The sequence below is a fragment of the Marinibium conchae genome, from assembly GCF_015595035.1.
Classification (GTDB): Bacteria; Pseudomonadota; Gammaproteobacteria; order Enterobacterales; family Alteromonadaceae; genus Glaciecola.
Window position 1 is genome coordinate 376,734 of the sequence record NZ_JADNRN010000003.1, and the last position, 18,706, is coordinate 395,439.

General features: G+C 44.2%; 18 protein-coding genes. 15 read left to right on the forward strand and 3 right to left on the reverse strand.

Features of this window, described 5'->3' with window-relative positions:
• Nucleotides 1-60 precede the first annotated feature (60 nt).
• Entirely contained in the window at nucleotides 61-1,110 is a 1,050-nt protein-coding gene (locus ISG33_RS13065; RefSeq protein ID WP_195734054.1) for a protein-glutamate methylesterase/protein-glutamine glutaminase, read from the forward strand.
• Here the strand turns inward: ISG33_RS13065 and ISG33_RS13070 are convergent.
• Nucleotides 1,105-2,742: a GGDEF domain-containing response regulator gene (locus ISG33_RS13070; protein WP_195734055.1), complete on the reverse strand. Its 1,638-nt coding sequence runs from the start codon at nucleotides 2,740-2,742 to the stop codon at nucleotides 1,105-1,107. The genes ISG33_RS13065 and ISG33_RS13070 overlap by 6 nt on opposite strands.
• Nucleotides 2,743-3,094: 352 nt before the next feature.
• On the opposite strand from ISG33_RS13070, the gene ISG33_RS13075 reads away from it, so the two are divergent.
• The 10 genes from ISG33_RS13075 (at nucleotide 3,095) to fis (ending at nucleotide 11,619) form a co-directional block, all read left to right on the forward strand.
• Nucleotides 3,095-3,652, forward strand: coding sequence for a heme NO-binding domain-containing protein (locus ISG33_RS13075; protein ID WP_195734056.1), 558 nt, complete (start codon nucleotides 3,095-3,097; stop codon nucleotides 3,650-3,652).
• Nucleotides 3,649-4,494 carry a PAS domain-containing protein gene (locus ISG33_RS13080; RefSeq protein WP_195734057.1) on the forward strand — a complete coding sequence of 282 codons (846 nt, stop codon included), beginning with the start codon at nucleotides 3,649-3,651 and terminating at the stop codon, nucleotides 4,492-4,494. Before ISG33_RS13075 ends, ISG33_RS13080 begins: the two co-directional genes overlap by 4 nt.
• A gap of 257 nt (nucleotides 4,495-4,751) precedes the next feature.
• Nucleotides 4,752-5,189: a type II 3-dehydroquinate dehydratase gene (gene aroQ, locus ISG33_RS13085; RefSeq protein ID WP_195734058.1), complete on the forward strand. Its 438-nt coding sequence runs from the start codon at nucleotides 4,752-4,754 to the stop codon at nucleotides 5,187-5,189.
• 81 nt (nucleotides 5,190-5,270) lie between these two features.
• Nucleotides 5,271-5,717, forward strand: coding sequence for an acetyl-CoA carboxylase biotin carboxyl carrier protein (gene accB, locus ISG33_RS13090; RefSeq protein ID WP_195734059.1), 447 nt, complete (start codon nucleotides 5,271-5,273; stop codon nucleotides 5,715-5,717).
• 10 nt (nucleotides 5,718-5,727) lie between these two features.
• Nucleotides 5,728-7,074, forward strand: a complete 1,347-nt coding sequence (gene accC, locus ISG33_RS13095; RefSeq protein WP_195734060.1) for an acetyl-CoA carboxylase biotin carboxylase subunit — start codon at nucleotides 5,728-5,730, stop codon at nucleotides 7,072-7,074.
• A 175-nt stretch (nucleotides 7,075-7,249) separates the two neighbouring features.
• Nucleotides 7,250-7,420 (forward strand): DUF6435 family protein, encoded by a 171-nt coding sequence (locus ISG33_RS13100; protein WP_195734061.1) that lies wholly within the window; start codon nucleotides 7,250-7,252, stop codon nucleotides 7,418-7,420.
• A 116-nt stretch (nucleotides 7,421-7,536) separates the two neighbouring features.
• The gene (locus ISG33_RS13105; RefSeq protein WP_195734062.1) at nucleotides 7,537-9,045 is read left to right on the forward strand and encodes a S10 family peptidase; all 1,509 of its coding nucleotides are present in this window, start codon (nucleotides 7,537-7,539) and stop codon (nucleotides 9,043-9,045) included.
• A 51-nt stretch (nucleotides 9,046-9,096) separates the two neighbouring features.
• A complete protein-coding gene (gene prmA, locus ISG33_RS13110; protein ID WP_195734063.1) occupies nucleotides 9,097-9,978 on the forward strand; it encodes a 50S ribosomal protein L11 methyltransferase in 882 nt (293 codons plus the stop codon).
• 316 nt (nucleotides 9,979-10,294) lie between these two features.
• Nucleotides 10,295-11,293: a tRNA dihydrouridine synthase DusB gene (gene dusB / locus ISG33_RS13115; protein WP_195734064.1), complete on the forward strand. Its 999-nt coding sequence runs from the start codon at nucleotides 10,295-10,297 to the stop codon at nucleotides 11,291-11,293.
• 32 nt (nucleotides 11,294-11,325) lie between these two features.
• The gene (fis, locus tag ISG33_RS13120; RefSeq protein ID WP_195734065.1) at nucleotides 11,326-11,619 is read left to right on the forward strand and encodes a DNA-binding transcriptional regulator Fis; all 294 of its coding nucleotides are present in this window, start codon (nucleotides 11,326-11,328) and stop codon (nucleotides 11,617-11,619) included.
• A gap of 151 nt (nucleotides 11,620-11,770) precedes the next feature.
• Here fis and ISG33_RS13125 read toward each other — a convergent pair whose 3' ends face one another.
• Both ISG33_RS13125 and ISG33_RS13130 read right to left on the reverse strand, forming a co-directional pair.
• On the reverse strand, nucleotides 11,771-12,643 hold the full coding sequence (locus ISG33_RS13125; RefSeq protein ID WP_195734066.1) for a pirin family protein: 873 nt from the start codon (nucleotides 12,641-12,643) through the stop codon (nucleotides 11,771-11,773).
• Nucleotides 12,644-12,672: 29 nt separating this feature from the next.
• Nucleotides 12,673-13,317, reverse strand: a complete 645-nt coding sequence (locus ISG33_RS13130) for a DUF2799 domain-containing protein (RefSeq protein ID WP_195734067.1) — start codon at nucleotides 13,315-13,317, stop codon at nucleotides 12,673-12,675.
• Nucleotides 13,318-13,637: 320 nt separating this feature from the next.
• On the opposite strand from ISG33_RS13130, the gene purH reads away from it, so the two are divergent.
• The 4 genes from purH to ompR all read left to right on the forward strand — a co-directional run bounded on the left by purH (nucleotide 13,638) and on the right by ompR (nucleotide 18,701).
• Complete coding sequence (gene purH, locus ISG33_RS13135; protein WP_195734068.1) at nucleotides 13,638-15,242, forward strand: bifunctional phosphoribosylaminoimidazolecarboxamide formyltransferase/IMP cyclohydrolase; 1,605 nt, start codon at nucleotides 13,638-13,640, stop codon at nucleotides 15,240-15,242.
• A gap of 40 nt (nucleotides 15,243-15,282) precedes the next feature.
• Nucleotides 15,283-16,575: a phosphoribosylamine--glycine ligase gene (gene purD / locus ISG33_RS13140; RefSeq protein ID WP_195734069.1), complete on the forward strand. Its 1,293-nt coding sequence runs from the start codon at nucleotides 15,283-15,285 to the stop codon at nucleotides 16,573-16,575.
• Between the two features lie 63 nt (nucleotides 16,576-16,638).
• Entirely contained in the window at nucleotides 16,639-17,544 is a 906-nt protein-coding gene (locus ISG33_RS13145) for a phosphoribulokinase (protein ID WP_195734070.1), read from the forward strand.
• A 431-nt stretch (nucleotides 17,545-17,975) separates the two neighbouring features.
• Nucleotides 17,976-18,701, forward strand: coding sequence for an osmolarity response regulator transcription factor OmpR (gene ompR, locus ISG33_RS13150; RefSeq protein ID WP_195734071.1), 726 nt, complete (start codon nucleotides 17,976-17,978; stop codon nucleotides 18,699-18,701).
• Nucleotides 18,702-18,706: the final 5 nt, after the last annotated feature.

Here is an 18,706-nt window from a genome sequence, read left to right on the forward strand (position 1 = left end):
TGATGGAAACGCGTTATGCGGTTTTATAATGTTGACGCCAAGTTTAGGGGTGTGTAAACCGTGACTATCAAAGTTCTCGTTGTAGATGACTCAGCGCTAATACGCAGTTTACTTGGTGAGATTATTCATCAAGCGCCCGACATGGTAATGGTGGGCGCCGCACCTGATGCTTTCATGGCAAAAGACATGGTTACCGAGCTCAAACCTGATGTGATCACGCTTGATATCGAAATGCCCAAAGTTGATGGACTGACTTTCCTCGACCGCCTAATGAAAGCGAGGCCAACACCTGTTTTAATGATCTCCACTCTTACGGAAAAGGGTGCAGACGCAACTATAAAATCGCTTGAACTTGGCGCTATCGATTTCATTGCTAAACCTAAAATTGATGTCGCACGCGGTTTAAATAACTATCAACAAGAAATTCTCGACAAAATTAGGGTGGCCGCAAAGTCGAAACCTCGACCGCGCCCAAATATCAGTAAAACCACCACCAGTATTCCAATTCGCTATCAAGGTACGGAGACGGTAGTAGGAATAGGTGCATCAACTGGTGGTACAGAGGCTATTCGTGAAGTATTACAACAGCTATCACCAGCCTTCCCCGCAACGATAGTAACGCAGCATATGCCACCGGCATTTACGAAGTCTTTTGCGACTCGCTTAAATTCCTTATGTGCAATTACGGTGAAAGAAGCAGAGGACGGAGAGCGTATATTGCCTGGTAATGCTTATATCGCGCCGGGTGACAAACACCTGCAGTTACGCCGCCACGGCGCAGATTATAGAATTAAGCTCGACGATGGTCCTTTAGTTAGCGGCCATAAGCCAGCGGTCGACGTCATGTTTAAATCACTTGCAGAAACCGTAGGTAAAAATGCAGTAGCCACGATTCTCACTGGTATGGGTAAAGATGGCGCAAAGGGCTTGGTTCAATTGCGCGAAGCGGGGGCAATTACCATGGCTCAGGATGAGGCAACTTGTGTGGTTTATGGCATGCCCAAAGCAGCAGTTGAGATGGGTGGCACCGAGCACGTCTTTCCACTCGGTAAAATGGGCAAAGCCTTGACTAAAGCAGTTGAGAAAAAAGGCGGCGGTACTCGGCTATAAGGCCTTTTCCTCATATATTGTCACGGTATTTCGGCCGGCTTCTTTAGATAGATACAAAGCTTGATCAGCTTGATTTACTGCATGGGGCAAACTCATGTTGTTCCCGAGGTCAATAAGCCCAGCACTAAAAGTACAGCGAAACTTTTGCGATTTCGCCTCAAATTCAATGAGCTCGAAAGCTTCTCGTATATGGTTGAGTTTTGCAGCGGCATCCTCAGTGGTAGAACCCACAAACACCAATAGAAACTCTTCACCACCATAGCGACCGATGTAATCGGTAGTGCGCAGACTGCGCTTTAATAGCTGCCCAAGCCCGCTTAATACTTTATCTCCCGCGGCATGGCCGAAGGTATCGTTTACTGCTTTGAAATGATCGAGGTCGAGCATAGCCAAGCTTACCGGGCTCTTTTGGCGCTGACTTAAGCGATAGCTATTCATCGCAGCTTCCATTATCTCGCCATGATTCAACACTCCGGTAAGCGTGTCTTTAGAGACAAAATCTTTTACCGCCAACGCTCTGCTCAAACGTGTGAGTAGCTGTTTCACCACTAAACCAGGTGGTGTGCTTTTCGCAATCACATCATCGGCGCCACTATTTAGGGCAGCCAACTTGGTTTCAAGTTGCTCGTCTGCGGTCAAAAATACAATTGGGGTAAAATCATATTCTTTTTGCTGGCGAATAAGCTTCGCCACCTCAAGACCGTTCACATCCGGCATGTTCATATCAAGTAAAAAGAGGTCCGGATAAAAGTCGTCGAGGTTATCAAACATGTGCTCTACCGAAGACGAGAAATAGACTTCGCACTCGGCCTCTTCGAGTAAAGTCTGATAAAACTCACCCATTGATTGGTTGTCGTCGATGAAAAGAACACGGTATGCCCTCGTTTTTTGTAGATGAAGTACCCGATTGATTTTCTCAATAATACCCAGTATTGCCATCGGTTTTACAATGAAGTCAACAACGCCGGCCCTCACCGCAGCTAGGCGCGTTTCCAGAGAAAATTGGCCAGAATATGATACAACCTTTATGCCACGCTGAGTGAGCTGCTTCGCGTAGTCAAACACCTGCTCCATGGTAATTTCCGGCATGGTGATGTCTAACATGACCAGATCAGGCTGCATGTCTAAGTCGCTAATAGCGGCCTTAAATACTTTTATACTCTCATAGTAATCCACTTGAAAATTGAATTCTTCGATCAGTGAAGCAATCGCCATACTGGCACTTTTGTCGTCGTCAATAATGGCGATTGAGGGCTTACGTGATTGCTTTGCGGCACTCTTGTTAGCGTCTAATGATGTAAGAAGTTCAAAAGGATTATCGTTTTCTATTAGAAGAGGATTAGGGTCTTTGTTAGCATCAGAAATGAGTCGATTCATTAGGGCATCGATGCCAACTATTGACTCTTTTATCGTTAGCTTTTCGGCTTTAGCATCTTCACAGGCTTTATTGATATCTTGCAAAATAGATTGCAACTCAAACAAAGCAAAGGTTGCCACTGACTGCGCCATAGCATTAATGTTGTAGCGAAATGGTTCAAGTAAGGCCAAACTTTTTTGCTTGCGAGCGTCGGCCCACAAAGACACCAATATTTTGAGTTTGGTTTTAAATTTAGCATCGAAGTTAGTTGGCAAACTGATAGCGACTCTCCACTTCTTATCACAACATAAGAACTCGTTACTCTACATTAATGCAAGTTGTCGCATCTTAAAAGCAATAAATGCCTCAACAACACTACTAAAGTTGAATAATAAAGCGATAACTTAACTACTAATATATACAAAGGTATCAGATCCGCAACGCAATAACGCTAACTTAGAAAATACGCAGCAAAGAATTTTGCTATTATTTCTGAATGGGAATTATAGGAAAAAGTATTCAGGCTTTATTAGCACGTACTTTTTGTGGTGTAAGCAATGTTCATTGTTAATATAAATCGTTAATGTAAATTCTATGACCATTTTCTTTTGGTCATCTAAGGTAGCTATGTTAGGTAAAATTATCACAAGCTTTATCGACTTAATTCATTCCAAGCATGATGAAGCCTTTGTCGATGATTTAATTAGCTCCCTGCAATTAGACAACGACGGTGCCTACACCGACTTCATAATTTACGATGATGATGACCTATTCAAACTAACCAACGCCTACATCACAAAAACGGGACGATGCTATAGCGATGTATGGAAGGAGTTTGGTATATATTCTTTCAAAAGTCTTTACGAACAGCATGGTCATATCACCAAAAAGTACACTTCCTTATTGAGTGTAATGAATAACCTCGATTCGAGCATTCATCCGGCATTAGACCTAATGTACGACGACATTCGCTTTCCTCAGTTTAAGGTCATCGAAAGTAATGCTTCCAGCACAACTATTGCTTATTCGTCGCAAAGAAATTTGGTCGATTTTGCCGAGGGTTTAATTCGAGGGTGCGCCTTGTACTTCGATGGCGATATATGCTTGAGTAAACTCGATACCGCGATATTTGATGAGCCATTCAATGCCGTATTTAAAATTGATTTAGACGAGGGCGCCCAATGAGCGAACAAGAGCTAAAGCAGCAAATAGCCGCGCTTGAACGTGCTCTCGAGCGAGAGCGTAGCGCCAGAAAAAGCGCTGAAGACGTACTTCGCCAAAAAGCCATGGAGGTATTCGAGGTTACTGAGCGCTTGCAACTGTCGAGTGAGCGTTTGCGCCTATCTTTGTGGGCTAGCAATGAAGTTGTGTGGGAATGGAATGCTCGAGAAAACCTATTTCGTTTGTATGCTGCTATCACGGAAAGTGAAGTGAAAATTCAAGAGAAAGGCACACTCGAAGACGCAATTAGCACCTTACACCCAGACTATCGCGACTTATTTCGTGAAACATGGGAGGCGCATGAGAAGCAAGAAACTGAAAATTTCGTGTTAAAAGCCCTGCGAAAATCATCGTCGAAGAAGGAGTATCGTTGGTCATTAATGCGCGGCCGAATAACAAAACGAGATGCTTCGGGCAAGGCAAAGCAGTTTATCGGCCTTTTTCGGGATATCCACAATCGGGTATTGCAACAACAAACCTATCAAACCATCGTTGATGCCTTTTTACAGTCAACCCGACCTGGCTTCATTATTAATCTCAAATCAATGCACGTAGAGTGCAACGACTATTGCTTGAAAATGTTAAATCTCGATAGAACAAGTATTAAGCAAGAACAACTTATTTCTCAACTTCCGGTAAATGTAGTGCTTGAGAATATTCAAGCGAACAATCGTAAATTCGCTGCTGAATTTGAACTTGCTGATGGAACAAAAAAGGCAGGCGGCTTTTATCTTTCTGAAGTACCTGACATGACAATAAACACCCCTTACTGCGTAGTTTTCTTTAGCGTTGGCCCGAACAAATAGCGATACTTAGTATCATCTTGTATTAACACAGGTTAATCACGCTCACTTACTCTCTTTCCAAACACTTTATTGTTGGCAATTTCGCTGATTAGACCAGTAAAATGCTGAATCTTTGCATCGATCTGTGTATATTTCACCTATAACGTTAAAAATGAACGTCAAAACAGTGCGCGCGACTCAAAAAGCTCAAAAATTAGGCGCTAAATTTTGAAATAAGCATGTTAGATGCTCGTTCCCCGATTTTATAAGCATATTCAATGAATATTTTAGTATTAAATGGCCCAAATTTAAATTTACTCGGAAAGCGTGAGCCCGAAATCTATGGGCGCGAAAGCCTTGATGAGGTCATGGCTGGTCTAGTTAATTACGCAGCAGAGTGTGGTGCTGAAATAAGTCACTTTCAGTCGAATGCTGAACATGAGCTGGTTAACAAAATTCAGTCAGTGTTGTTAGACGATTCCGTATATGAAGGCATTATCATCAATCCCGCGGCTTTCACTCACAGCAGTATCGCTATTCGAGATGCTTTGCTAGCAAGCGCGCTACCCGTTATTGAAGTGCATTTGTCTAATATTCATAAGCGTGAAGCATTCAGACAGCATTCTTTTATATCTGATATTGCATCTGGCGTGATTGTGGGGCTCGGCACTGTCGGTTACCGCTTGGCACTGGATGCTCTGCTCGATAAAAAATAAACCAATTCAATGCCAAGAGCTCAACCTGCTCTTAGCCAGAAACAATGATACTTACAAATCAAATAAAAAAAGAGACGACAAATGGATATTAGAAAAATAAAAAAACTGATTGAGCTAGTAGAAGAATCAGGCATCGCCGAATTGGAAATTACTGAAGGTGAAGAATCAGTGCGCATCCATCGCGGCGGCTCTGCCTCTGCTGTTCAATATGCACCGCAAATGATGCAAGCGGCTCCTGCACCTGTGGCGGCACCCGCACCCGCAGCAGTAGAAGCAGCCCCGGCAGCACCCACTGGACATGTCGTCAAATCACCGATGGTTGGTACGTTCTATCGCTCATCGTCACCTGAAGCCAAAGCCTTTGTTGAAATTGGTCAAAGCGTAAATATAGGCGATACCTTATGCATCGTAGAAGCGATGAAAATGATGAACCAAATAGAGGCCGACAAAGCCGGTGTGGTAAAAGAGATCTTGGTAGATAATCAAGAGCCTGTAGAGTTCGACCAACCGATGTTCGTTATCGAATAAGGCTAAAACTATGCTAGATAAAGTACTTATCGCCAACAGAGGCGAAATTGCATTGCGTATATTACGCGCATGTAAAGAGCTAGGCATAAAGACGGTTGCTGTTCACTCTACTGCAGACCAAAAGCTCAAGCATGTATTGTTAGCCGATGAATCAATTTGTATCGGCAATCCACCTGCTAACGAAAGTTATCTCAATATTCCGCGCTTAATTGCTGCGGCGGAAGTGACTAATTCTATCGCTATTCACCCTGGTTATGGGTTTTTAGCGGAAAGCGCCGATTTCGCAGAAGCTGTAGAAAAAAGCGGTTTCGTATTCATCGGGCCAACTGCTGAAACCATCAATCTAATGGGCGACAAAGTATCAGCCATCAACGCCATGCGTAAAGCAGGTGTTCCTTGTGTGCCAGGCTCCGACGGCCCTTTGGGTGACGATATTGAGAAAAACAAAGCGATTGCAAAACGTATTGGCTACCCGATGATCGTGAAAGCGGCAGGAGGCGGTGGTGGTCGTGGCATGCGCGTTGTTCGTAGCGAAGTTGAACTCGACGAAGCTATTCGCACTACCAAAGCCGAAGCCGGTGCTGCCTTTAACAACGATGTTGTATACATGGAAAAGTTTCTCGAAAACCCACGTCATATTGAGATCCAAGTATTGGCCGACGGACAAGGTAACGCCATTCATCTAGGTGAGCGGGATTGCTCTATGCAACGTCGCCATCAGAAAGTAGTTGAAGAAGCACCTGCACCGGGTATTTCCCAACAAATGCGAGAGAAAATCGGTGAACGCTGCCGGCGCGCTTGTATCGAAATAAACTACCGTGGTGCTGGCACCTTCGAATTTCTCTACGAAAACGGCGAATTCTATTTCATCGAAATGAACACGCGTATCCAAGTAGAACACCCAGTGTCAGAAATGATCACTGGTGTCGACTTAATTAAAGAGCAGCTTCGAATTGCAGCTGGGCAACCACTTTCAATTGAGCAATCACAGATACAAATTCGCGGCCATGCCATTGAATGTCGCATAAACGCTGAAGACCCAGAAACTTTCATTCCTTGCGCAGGGAAAATTGATATGTTTCATGCGCCAGGTGGCCTAGGTGTTCGTTGGGAATCGCATATTTATTCGGGTTACACGGTTCCCCCATACTACGATTCGATGATAGGTAAACTGATTACCTATGGTGAAAGTCGAGATGAAGCCATTGCCAGAATGCGTCATGCACTAAGTGAGTTGGTTGTAGAAGGTATCAAAACCAACGTGCCACTGCAGCAGTTAATTATGGCAGACGAAAACTTCTTCAATGGTGGCACTAACATCCACTACTTAGAGAAAAAGTTGGGTTTGGCTAAATAGTGTATCAAGCCAGAAATTGGCATTAGTAGTCCGACCAAAAAGCTCAGTTTTGCTGAGCTTTTTCATTTCTGGCGCATCGTTAGGAAGAAGATAAGAAAATCACAGCTACTTATGCACTTTTGCTCGATAGTTTACGTAATAATGTATTAATTTTACGAACACTTAAGGGTAAAACATGTTTGGCTTATTTAAATCAAATCCGACGAAAAAACTCAGAAAAACTTACGACATGAAGCTAGAACAAGCTATGCATGCACAACGAAAAGGCGATATTAAAACCTATTCAATGCTAACAGCCGAAGCTGAAAAAATTTGGGCTGAAATACAAAGCCTAGAGGCGAAATAACGAAGCGGCGAAATGGCCATACAACTTGGTAGTGGCCTTTGCCTCACCCTTTTATTCCAAGTCCTGTAGCTATATACTTTATTCATGCCATGTTAATCACAAAGAGTATGCCCCAAATGATTTCCCAATCGTGCAAAATACTATTGATCTTAAGCCTGCTTGTTTCACTCCCCGCTTTTTCAGAAGCGGCAAACAAAGCTGTATCATCACCCGATATGGTCATAAGCACTCACAAAGGCAAATTTAACGGTAAAACAGTAAACTACAAAGTAATGGCAGGCGATACACATTTGCTTGACGCTAAAGGCGAGCCGCAAGCGTCCATCTTTAGCACCGCTTACATAAAAACCAATGATAAAGATAGCGAGTCGCGTCCGATTATTTTCGTGTTTAACGGCGGTCCTGGCTCATCAAGCGTTTGGTTGCATATGGGTGTTTTTGGCCCTAAGTATGTAGAATTACCAAGTGATGCAGAGCCTGTGAGTGCAGCGCCATTTAGGGTAATAGACAATCCACATAGCTTACTTGATGTTGCCGATTTAGTATTTATCGACCCTGTTGGTACAGGCTATTCCAAAGCCATTGGTGAGTACGAAGGTAACGATTTCTGGGGTGTAAAAGAAGATGCGGAAATAATGTCAGAGTTTGTTCGACGCTTTATTACGCAGCACGAGCGTTGGAACAGTCCAAAATATCTAGCTGGTGAGAGCTACGGTACAACTCGCGCTGGTGCGATGGTTCGTGAATTACAAGAGGGCTGGGGCTCTATTGATCTAAATGGTGTTTTTCTCATTTCCTCTATCGTCGACTTTCAAACTGGCGATTTCACCGACGGCAATGACATTCCATACATCACTTTTCTACCAACCTATGCTGCTACTGCTTGGTATCACAATGTCGTGCCGAACAAACAAAAATGGGCTTCGCTCGAAGCTTTCGTTGATGACGTGAGGCAATTTGCACTCAATGAATATACCGAGTTCTTGTTCAAGGGACAAAGGGCTTCTGAGCAAGAAAGCCAAGCAATACTCGCACAATTACATGAGTTTACGGGCTTAAGCAAACGCTTCATTACAAATAGTAATATGCGCATCAACGAATTCTATTTTATGAAGGAATTACTTCGCGATCGCGGTCAAGTAGTGGGTAGACTAGACAGTCGTTACTTAGGTACTGAAACCAACAACGTAGAGGCCAGATTCGACGCTGACCCATCTGGCTATGCAATAGACGGGGCATATACAGCTGCTATTCAAAACTATCTTGCCAAGAACTTAAACGTAAAGCGCAACGAGCCCTATCACATACTTAGCTCAGAAGTGTTTAGTAATTGGAATTGGCTTTACGGTTCCAGCCCTCGTCAGCAAGGTTTTTTAAACGTAACGCCTCACCTTGCTACTGCGCAACATCAAAACAAAGACTTCAGGATCTTCGTAGCCAATGGGTATTACGATTTGGCAACGCCATTCTTTGCTACCGAACACAGTATGAACCACCATGGTATTATTAAAGAAAAAGTCACAATGAAGTATTACCCAGCGGGGCATATGATGTATATTCACCATCCTTCGCTGAAGCAGCTTGCAACTGACATGCGTGAATTTGTTCAACAAGGTCAAAATTAAGCCTCAATTCTCCCTGAGCGCCATATTCTGACCAACTATTAAGGTCTTTATATGGCGTGGCAACAACTCAAAATAAATGTAAAAGCAGAATACGCCGAAGCGGTCGGCGACATGTTAAGTGCAAACAAAGCCCAAGCAGTTACCTTTGTTGATGCCAAAGACACGCCAATGTACGAGCCTAAACCCGGTGAAGTTCTGCTATGGCCAGATACGCAAGTTGTGGGTCTTTTTGACGCTGGTGACGACTTAAGTATCGTAATAAAACGCTTAGAGAAAGCCAAAATACTAGGTAAAAACTTTACCCACCTTGTTGACCAGTTAGAAGATAAAGACTGGGAACGAGAGTGGATGGAGAACTTTCATCCTATGCAGTTTGGTCGTCGCTTGTGGATTTGTCCGAGTTGGCGTGAAGCCCCTGACCCTAGTGCGGTGAACATCTTGCTAGATCCAGGCTTGGCTTTTGGCACAGGTACTCATCCTACTACATCGCTTTGTTTACAATGGCTCGACGGCATTGATGTGGCCGAAAAAACAGTTGTAGATTTTGGCTGCGGCTCGGGAATACTTGCCATCGCAGCACTCATGCTTGATGCAAAAGCTGTCGTGGGTATTGATATCGACCCTCAGGCCTTGCAAGCCAGCGTTGATAATGCACAGCGCAACAATGTGAGCGATAGACTTCAAGTCTATTTGCCACAAAACCAACCTACGCTTCAAGCTGATATCGTCATGGCAAATATTTTGGCAGGCCCACTTCGGGAGCTTCAAAACGTTATATCTGATTATTGTAAGCCGGGTGGGCAATTAATTATGTCCGGCATATTGGAAGAACAAGCAGAGTCAGTTATCTCAAAATATGAACATCTTTTCGACTTTGATCCAATTGCTGTTGAAGGTGAGTGGGTTAGATTGAGCGCCACGAAGAAAGTGTAAAAATCAATCGATTCACTCGTAGCATGGAAATTTTGTAAACGATAGAATAATGCAACGTTACAGACTCGTTAAAATCGCTTTCAAACGGTAAAGACTAGATGTCAACTGCCTTTGCGCGATTATTTTTTTTCATATCAAGATTTTCATCTAAGCCTTTGACAGCTATAAATTAATTGTTTTCCACCTTTTGTCTAAGTATAAATTGATTAAAAAACACACTTTCTATTTGTTTAAAAAGTGAGTAGTATGCGTCCGTTCGAAACGAAGTCAGACCACTAAGACTAAAGTACCGTTTAGTGCGCAGTCGGAGAGAAAGTTGAAAATTGGGCCGTATACACTAGACAACAATTTGATGCTTGCTCCCATGGCTGGAGTGACTGACAGACCTTTTAGGCAGCTTTGCAAATCGATGGGCGCAGGGCTTGTTGTGTCGGAAATGCTCTCTAGCAATCCCAGAGTGTGGAACACACAGAAGTCACAGCTTCGCATGAACCATGCTGGTGAGTCGGGCGTTCGCTCTGTTCAGATAGCGGGGTCAGAACCTGAGTTAATGGCACAAGCTGCGCAGTTTAATGTTGAAAATGGTGCTCAAATCATTGATATCAACATGGGCTGCCCTGCTAAAAAGGTAAACAAAAAGTTAGCTGGTTCAGCTTTGCTGCAACAACCTCAACTGGTTGAAAGCATCGTGAAAGCGGTGGTGTCTGCAGTAGAGGTGCCAGTTACCTTAAAAATCCGTACGGGATGGGATACCGACAACAGAAATGGTGTTCAGATTGCTCAGATTGCTGAAGCAAATGGCATTCAATCTCTTGCAGTGCATGGAAGAACGCGAGCCTGTATGTATAAAGGGAAAGCGGAATACGACACGATAAAAAGCATTAAACGTGATTTGTCTATTCCGGTCATCGCAAACGGCGACATTGTTACCGTTGATGATGCGATAAACGTGCTGAACTATACCGGTGCAGATGGAGTCATGATAGGACGTGGAGCCCAAGGCAACCCTTGGATATTCCGAGAAATATCGCACTATCTAGCAACCGGGCAATACTTGGATGAACCAACTATTACCGAGAAAGTCAGTGTACTGACTCAACATGTTGAGAATGTACAAAACTTCTACGGTGACATCATGGGCGTGCGTATTGCGCGTAAACATGTGGGTTGGTACGTTGAGAAGTATGATTCAGATAAAACGTTTCGCCGATATTTTAATGCTATCGATTGCGGCGAAAGCCAGATTGATGCAATAAAACGTTATTTTTCATCGTTGCCAGAGTCCGTATATCAAAACGTGACACCAGCAGCTTAAGATTAATTTTAATTAAAGAGCAATAAAGCATTATGTTCGATCAAAACTTATCTTCACCATTTACAACGACTGTAACTACGCCAACACAGGCTCAAACACAAAAGCCACTTCGTGCTTCAGTGAAACAAGCTGTGAACAAATATCTAAAGGAACTAGATAACCAAGATATCGACAACTTATACGACTTAGTGCTTGCAGAAATCGAAGCACCGTTGTTAGAAGAAGTGATGACTTACACGCGTGGCAATCAGACTCGTGCGGCAAACCTTATGGGTATTAACCGCGGTACATTGCGTAAGAAGCTTAAACAGTACGGTATGAACTAAGCAAAGCACAGGGGCGCATTGCCACCGTGTTGAAATCTAGCTTTATCCGGAACTAAAAACGAAACGAGCACGCTGCAAAGGGTGCTCGTTTTTTTTTGCGACTAAGAGTACCCACTACCCTAGCACTCACAAACGTAATACATAGCGAGTGTTATACCGCCTTTATTTTCTTTTTAAGCGGGATAAATTCTTTATTGTCTCCAGGTACATCAGGGAAGCGCCCATTTTCCCAGTCATCTTTTGCTTTCTCTATCCGCTCTTTACTAAATGATACAAAATTCCAAAAAAGGTGCGGAACAGTGTCGAACTTGTCTCCGCCTAACATAATAAAACGGCCACACTCAATAACATTGATCGCACTATCATGCTCATCTAACAGTACAAATTCACCCTCACCATAGCATTCTCCATCAACCTCGACTTTTCCGCTAACGGTAAATATGGCCGTTTCTTGATTTGGATGAGGTCGCTCAATGCGGCTTCCCTCGCTTGCTGCAATATCAATATAGAACATCGGTGAGTAGGTCTTGATTGGAGAGCTCATACCATAGGCCTCGCCCACAATTAAGCGCATCATAATTCCTTCGTGTATGAAATGCGGTAATTCGCTCTTTTTAGTATGGGTGAAAGAAGGCTCTATCTCGGCCATGTGCTCGGGAAGTGCTATCCAACATTGCAGCCCATTTATTCGATGTTTATTTGCGCGAACTTCAAAAGTCTCACGCTCTGAATGAGTGATGCCTTTACCTGCAGTCATCCAGTTTACATCACCGGGTTGAATTTCAAGATTATTGCCAAGTGAATCCCGGTGCAATATTCCGCCTTCAAACAAGTAGGTTAGCGTACTCAAACCTATGTGAGGGTGCGGCCTTACATTTATTCCTTTACCTGCGGGAAAATCGCTTGGCCCCATTTGATCAAAAAATATAAATGGCCCGACCATGGTCTTTTCTTTGTGAGGGAGCACTCTTTTAACAAACAAGCCTCCTAAGTCATGCTCAATACCTGTTAAGAGTTTTGCCATTTGTGTTGCCTCATATTTACTATCTTGGTTTACTGAAAGTAATCAGCAAATTGCAGTTTTATGCTGTTGTAGGTGCTTAACGCCGAATCATAATTATCTTCATATGAGGGAATAGCCTCAATCAAAGCAAGTTTGCCAAGCTCGAGTTCTTCTATTTGTTGGCGAAGCTCTAGACGCTCAGCTCTTACCAAGCCATCAGCAATCATTAATTCGTTCTTGTCAGCAATAACATCATCAAAGTTTTCGATGCGAATATAAAGCCCGTCTAAGGCATCTTCAGCACTATTTAATGCGCGCTCAGCAGTATGCAGGGTTTTACCGTCTTGCAAACCAGCGAGAAACTGACTCGCAAATTCATCGGCGCAATTGCGATTGTATGAGCCACCTCTTGAACCAACAAAAAAGCCATTCGTTTGGGTACAGTATTTCTTCGCGCCAGCATAGTGACCCGCTAAATATTCTTCCAAATTAGGACTGATACCATGCTTGGAACAATCTTTGCGATGCTGTCCTATCGCCGAGTCTCTGGCACCAGAAACCCCATCTTCATAACCGATGGCTCGCCAATCTGCGGTTTCGCAGTCAGCTTGGTTCATGTTTGCGCAAGCACTCAGCAAGCACAAACTCATTAGAGTAATAGCGACAAATCGAGCACGATATAATAAGTCTAGCATAGTGGTTCCTACATAAATGTGGTAAATAGTACCTTCCGATAGTGCTATCCCGTAAAACTATCAAACAGATTAGCAAATCAAACAAAACAATGCGCTAATTGCGATATGCGTTTGTATCACAAAACATAAGCCCTATGCGATGAATATTAGCTGAATTATCACAATTTTTTGATGCTAAATCGCACAATATTTGCTAATATCCGCGCCCATCCAGAAGTTGATAAACCCTTCATATTTGAGCCCAAGTAATTGTCATGTTTTTCAGTAGCAAGATGCTGCTGCGAAATATACCTACTGTACTCGCAACAATAGAGAATGTAATGCAAAAAGCCAAACCCATCCAACGCGCACTCTTAAGTGTGTCTGACAAAACCGGTATTATTGAATTCGCTTCAGCACTTGCTAACCAAGGCATAGAGCTTCTATCAACCGGTGGTACCGCCAAACTCCTTCGCGACAATAACATCGCGGTGACAGATGTGAGTGAGCATACAGGTCAACCTGAAATCATGGATGGGCGGGTAAAAACACTACACCCGAAAATCCACGGCGGTATTTTAGGCCGCCGCGAACTTGATCAACAAGTTATGCAGGAACAAGAAATCGCCCCCATCGACCTTGTTGTGGTAAACCTTTATCCATTTGCAGCGACGGTAGCAAACCCTGACTGTAGCTTGGAAGATGCGGTAGAAAATATTGATATTGGCGGCCCGACAATGGTGCGTGCAGCAGCTAAAAATCATAACGACGTAACCATCGTAGTAAATGCGGCTGATTACAGCAAAGTCATGCAAGAAATGCATGATAATGGTGGAAGTGTGACCTTCGCCACACGCTTTGACCTAGCTATAAAGGCTTTTGAACACACTGCGGAATACGACGGCATGATAGCCAATTACTTCGGAGCAAAAATTGAAAGTGTGAGTGGAAATCATGACGAAGAATGTGGTCATACACACAGCGAATTCCCGCGCACTTTTAATGTTCAAATGAGCAAAAAACAAGACTTACGCTATGGGGAAAATAGTCATCAAGAAGCTGCTTTCTATGTAGAAAACAATATACAAGAGGCCTCGGTTGCCACGGCAGAGCAAATACAAGGTAAGGCCTTGTCGTTTAATAACATCGCCGACACCGATTCGGCATTAGAATGCGTCAAAGAATTTGATCAAGCTGCTTGCGTTATCGTTAAACACGCGAACCCCTGTGGTGTCGCTATTGCTGACAACATTCTCAGCGCATACAACAATGCCTATAAAACTGACCCAACCTCGGCTTTCGGTGGCATCATCGCATTTAACCGCGAATTAGATGCTGCGACGGCACAGGCCATCATTGATCGCCAATTTGTTGAAGTTATCATTGCGCCGAGTGTCAGCGAAGAAGCAAAAGCGGTTGTCGCGGCGAAGCAAAACGTGCGCTTACTCGCCTGTGGCGAATGGCACGGACAACTCACCGACGGTTATGACTTTAAACGTGTCAACGGCGGCATGCTTGTTCAAGAGCGTGACTTCGGAATGGTAGAAAAAGAAGACCTACAAGTGGTAACGGAAAACAAACCCACTGAACAGCAGCTCGATGACCTCCTATTTACTTGGAAGGTCGCCAAATATGTCAAGTCGAATGCAATTGTCTATTGCAAAAACGGCATGACGGTTGGTGTTGGTGCGGGCCAAATGAGCCGTGTCTATTCAGCTAAAGTTGCTGGTATCAAAGCGGCTGATGAGGGCTTAGAAGTTGAAGGCTGCGTAATGGCTTCCGACGCCTTCTTCCCATTCCGCGATGGCATCGACGCCGCCGCTTCAGCAGGTATAAAAGCAGTCATTCAACCCGGTGGCTCTATGCGTGATAATGAAGTTATCGATGCAGCGAATGAGCACGGTATTGCCATGGTCTTTACCGGCATGAGACACTTTAAGCACTAAAAATATAAACACTACAACAAAATCAAAGTAGAGCAAGCATATGAAAGTATTAGTAATTGGCGGCGGTGGTAGAGAGCACGCACTGGCATTTAAAGCAGCAGAATCAAAGTTAGTCACCGACGTTTTTGTTGCTCCTGGCAATGCAGGTACGGCACTTGAACCAAAGCTAAGTAACATCGCTATCGCAGCAGAAGATAAGCAAGCTCTACTCGATTTTGCACTTAAAGAAAAAATTGGCCTCACCATTGTTGGTCCCGAAGCTCCTTTGGTTGATGGAATTGTCGATTTATTTCGCGACAACGATTTAGTTATTTTTGGTCCGACTCAAGGCGCAGCTCAGCTTGAGGGCTCAAAAGCCTTCACCAAAGACTTTCTAGCGCGTCACAAGATCCCCACCGGCGCTTATGCAAACTTCACAGAAATTCAACCGGCCTTGGATTACGTTCGGGAGAAAGGTGCGCCTATCGTGGTTAAAGCCGATGGTTTGGCGGCTGGTAAGGGCGTTATTGTTGCCTTAACATTAAAAGAGGCCGAAGACGCGATTAAAGACATGCTAGCAGGAAATGCTTTTGGCGATGCTGGCAGTCGAGTGGTTATTGAAGAGTTTTTAGAAGGTGAAGAAGCTAGCTTTATTGTCATGGTGGATGGCAAAAACATCCTTCCTTTCGCTAGCAGCCAAGATCACAAGCGTGCATACGATAATGATCAAGGCCCAAATACTGGCGGCATGGGCGCTTATTCGCCTGCCCCAGTGGTTAGCGCAGATATTCACCAGCGCATCATGGATGAAGTTATTCGTCCGACCGTAGACGGCATGGCGAGTGAAGGTCACCCTTACACTGGCTTTTTGTATGCTGGACTGATGATTGATGCTTCGGGTACGCCAAAAGTAATAGAATACAATTGCCGTTTCGGTGACCCTGAAACACAACCGATTATGATGCGATTGCAGTCTGATTTAGTTGGCCTATGTTTATTAGCCGAAAATAAGCAATTAGACGCAGCAAACATAGAGTTTGATAACCGCGCGGCGGTTGGTGTCGTATTGGCTGCCAATGGTTACCCAGGTTCCTACCCAAAGGGTGATGAGATATTTGGCTTAGATGAAGCCGCTAAGTTACCAGGTAAGGTATTTCATGCGGGCACTAAGTTAGATGGCGATAAAGTACTCACTAATGGCGGCCGTGTACTTTGTGCCACTGGCTTGGGTGATACAGTCACAGAAGCGCGCGAAAACGCCTATGCCTTGGTGGATGCCATCGATTGGCAAGGTGTAATGATCAGAACCGATATCGCCTATCGGGCCATCGCTCGTGAGCAGGCATCAAAATAAAATAGCTTGACCACCATGGTATGGTTGCTTATAACTAGGGTAATTAAATTACCCTAGAAGCTTATGTCTGTAAAACACCCAATTATTGCAATAACTGGCTCCTCTGGGGCTGGCACAACCACAACGACCAATGCGATTCGGCATATATTTCGTAACTTACGCGTAAACGCCGCTTCTGTAGGCGGCGACAGCTTCCACCGATTTACCCGCCCTGAAATGGAAGTGGAAATCAGAAAAGCCCAAGAACAGGGCAAACACATCAGTTACTTTGGCCCCCATGCGAATGATTTTGAATTACTCTCGAAGTTGTTTGTGGAGTATGGCGAAACAGGCAAAGGCCAACACCGACAATATTTACACACTTTCGATGAAGCTGTGCCGTTTAACCAGATGCCAGGCACTTTTACGCCGTGGCAGGATCTGCCAGATAATACCGATCTACTTTTCTATGAAGGACTGCATGGCGGCGTTGAAACCGATAAGGTCGATGTTGCCTCTCAAGTAGATCTATTGGTAGGCATGGTGCCCATAGTGAATTTGGAGTGGATCCAAAAGATCGTGCGCGATACCACCGACCGAGGCCATTCTCGGGATGCGGTAATGAGCAGCATCGTTCGCAGCTTAGATGATTACTTTCACTACATCACACCTCAGTTTTCGCGCACTCATGTTAACTTTCAGCGCGTACCAACCGTTGATACATCAAACCCCTTCAGTGCTCGTGAGATCCCCACTCAGGACGAAAGTTTTGTCGTTGTGCGTTTCAGACGAGAAATGAAAAGTGTCGACTACCCCTATCTTTTGAAGATGATTGATGGTGCTTTTATGTCGCGTGTCAACACTATTGTGGTGCCGGGCGGCAAAATGGGTTTAGCCATGGAGCTTATTCTTACACCTTTGATTGAAGAACTTTTGGATAAAAAACGAAGAGCCGGTTATCAGATGGACTGGCTAGCAGAGAAAAAATAGTTCGAAATAAATAATGCGTCTCACCAATGAGTTAGCACATTTTTTAATCAAAATTCATTTTCGCATATTGTATAAAAACACCAAGATGCTATCTTAAAGGGGTAGTGAAGAAAAACAGCTAATTTGTTGATTGCGTAAGTTAGCTGTACCGCCGTTTATCGGCGGTTTTTTTTGCCTGTAAAAAAGCGATGTTCCCATGCTTTATACTTTTGCTTTTTGGCGCTTTCCCCGCTTGTCGGACTTGCCTTTGGAAGTCACGGGATTCCTACTTTCGTAGGAATGACGGTTACTTTGCGTAGGAATGACGCTTGCCTTGCGTAGGCAAGGCCTACATCAGACACCCTTTGTAACAATCCTCTTAAACTCATCTCTTTTCGCTTGTTATTGTTTAGCTTATGATACAGTGAGTAAAAAGTGATTTAGGAAAGAGTATGGGTCAGGAAACCTCAAAAATTTTAGTAGTCGATGACGACATGAGACTACGTTCGTTGTTGGAACGCTATTTAGTTGAACAAGGCTATCAGGTTAGAGCTGCAGCAAACTCTGAACAAATGGACAGGCTCCTTGAGCGCGAGAACTTCCATTTAATGGTGCTAGATTTGATGCTTCCGGATGAGGACGGGCTATCTATTTGTCGCCGTTTACGCCAACAAGAAAATGAGATCCCCATCATCATGCTCACAGCAAAAGGCGACGAAGTCGACCGCATCATTGGCTTGGAGATGGGTGCTGACGATTACCTTCCTAAACCTTTTAACCCACGTGAATTACTTGCACGCGCTAAAGCGGTATTAAGACGTAAAACCACCGAAGCACCGGGCGCCCCATCGCAGTCTGAGCAAATCGTGTCATTTGGTAGCTATAAGCTAAACTTAGCGACTCGTGAGATGTCGGATAACGGCAAAGCCCTTACCCTAACAAGTGGCGAATTCGCGGTACTTAAATCCTTGGTAACCCACGCACGCGAGCCGCTATCACGCGATAAGCTAATGAACCTTGCTAGGGGCCGAGATTACAGTGCGCTTGAACGCAGTATTGATGTGCAAGTCTCACGATTGCGTCGTATGCTTGAAGAAGACCCTGCAAACCCACGTTATATTCAAACTGTCTGGGGCTTGGGCTATGTATTCGTGCCCGATGGCGAATTAGATTCGTAAGCTAC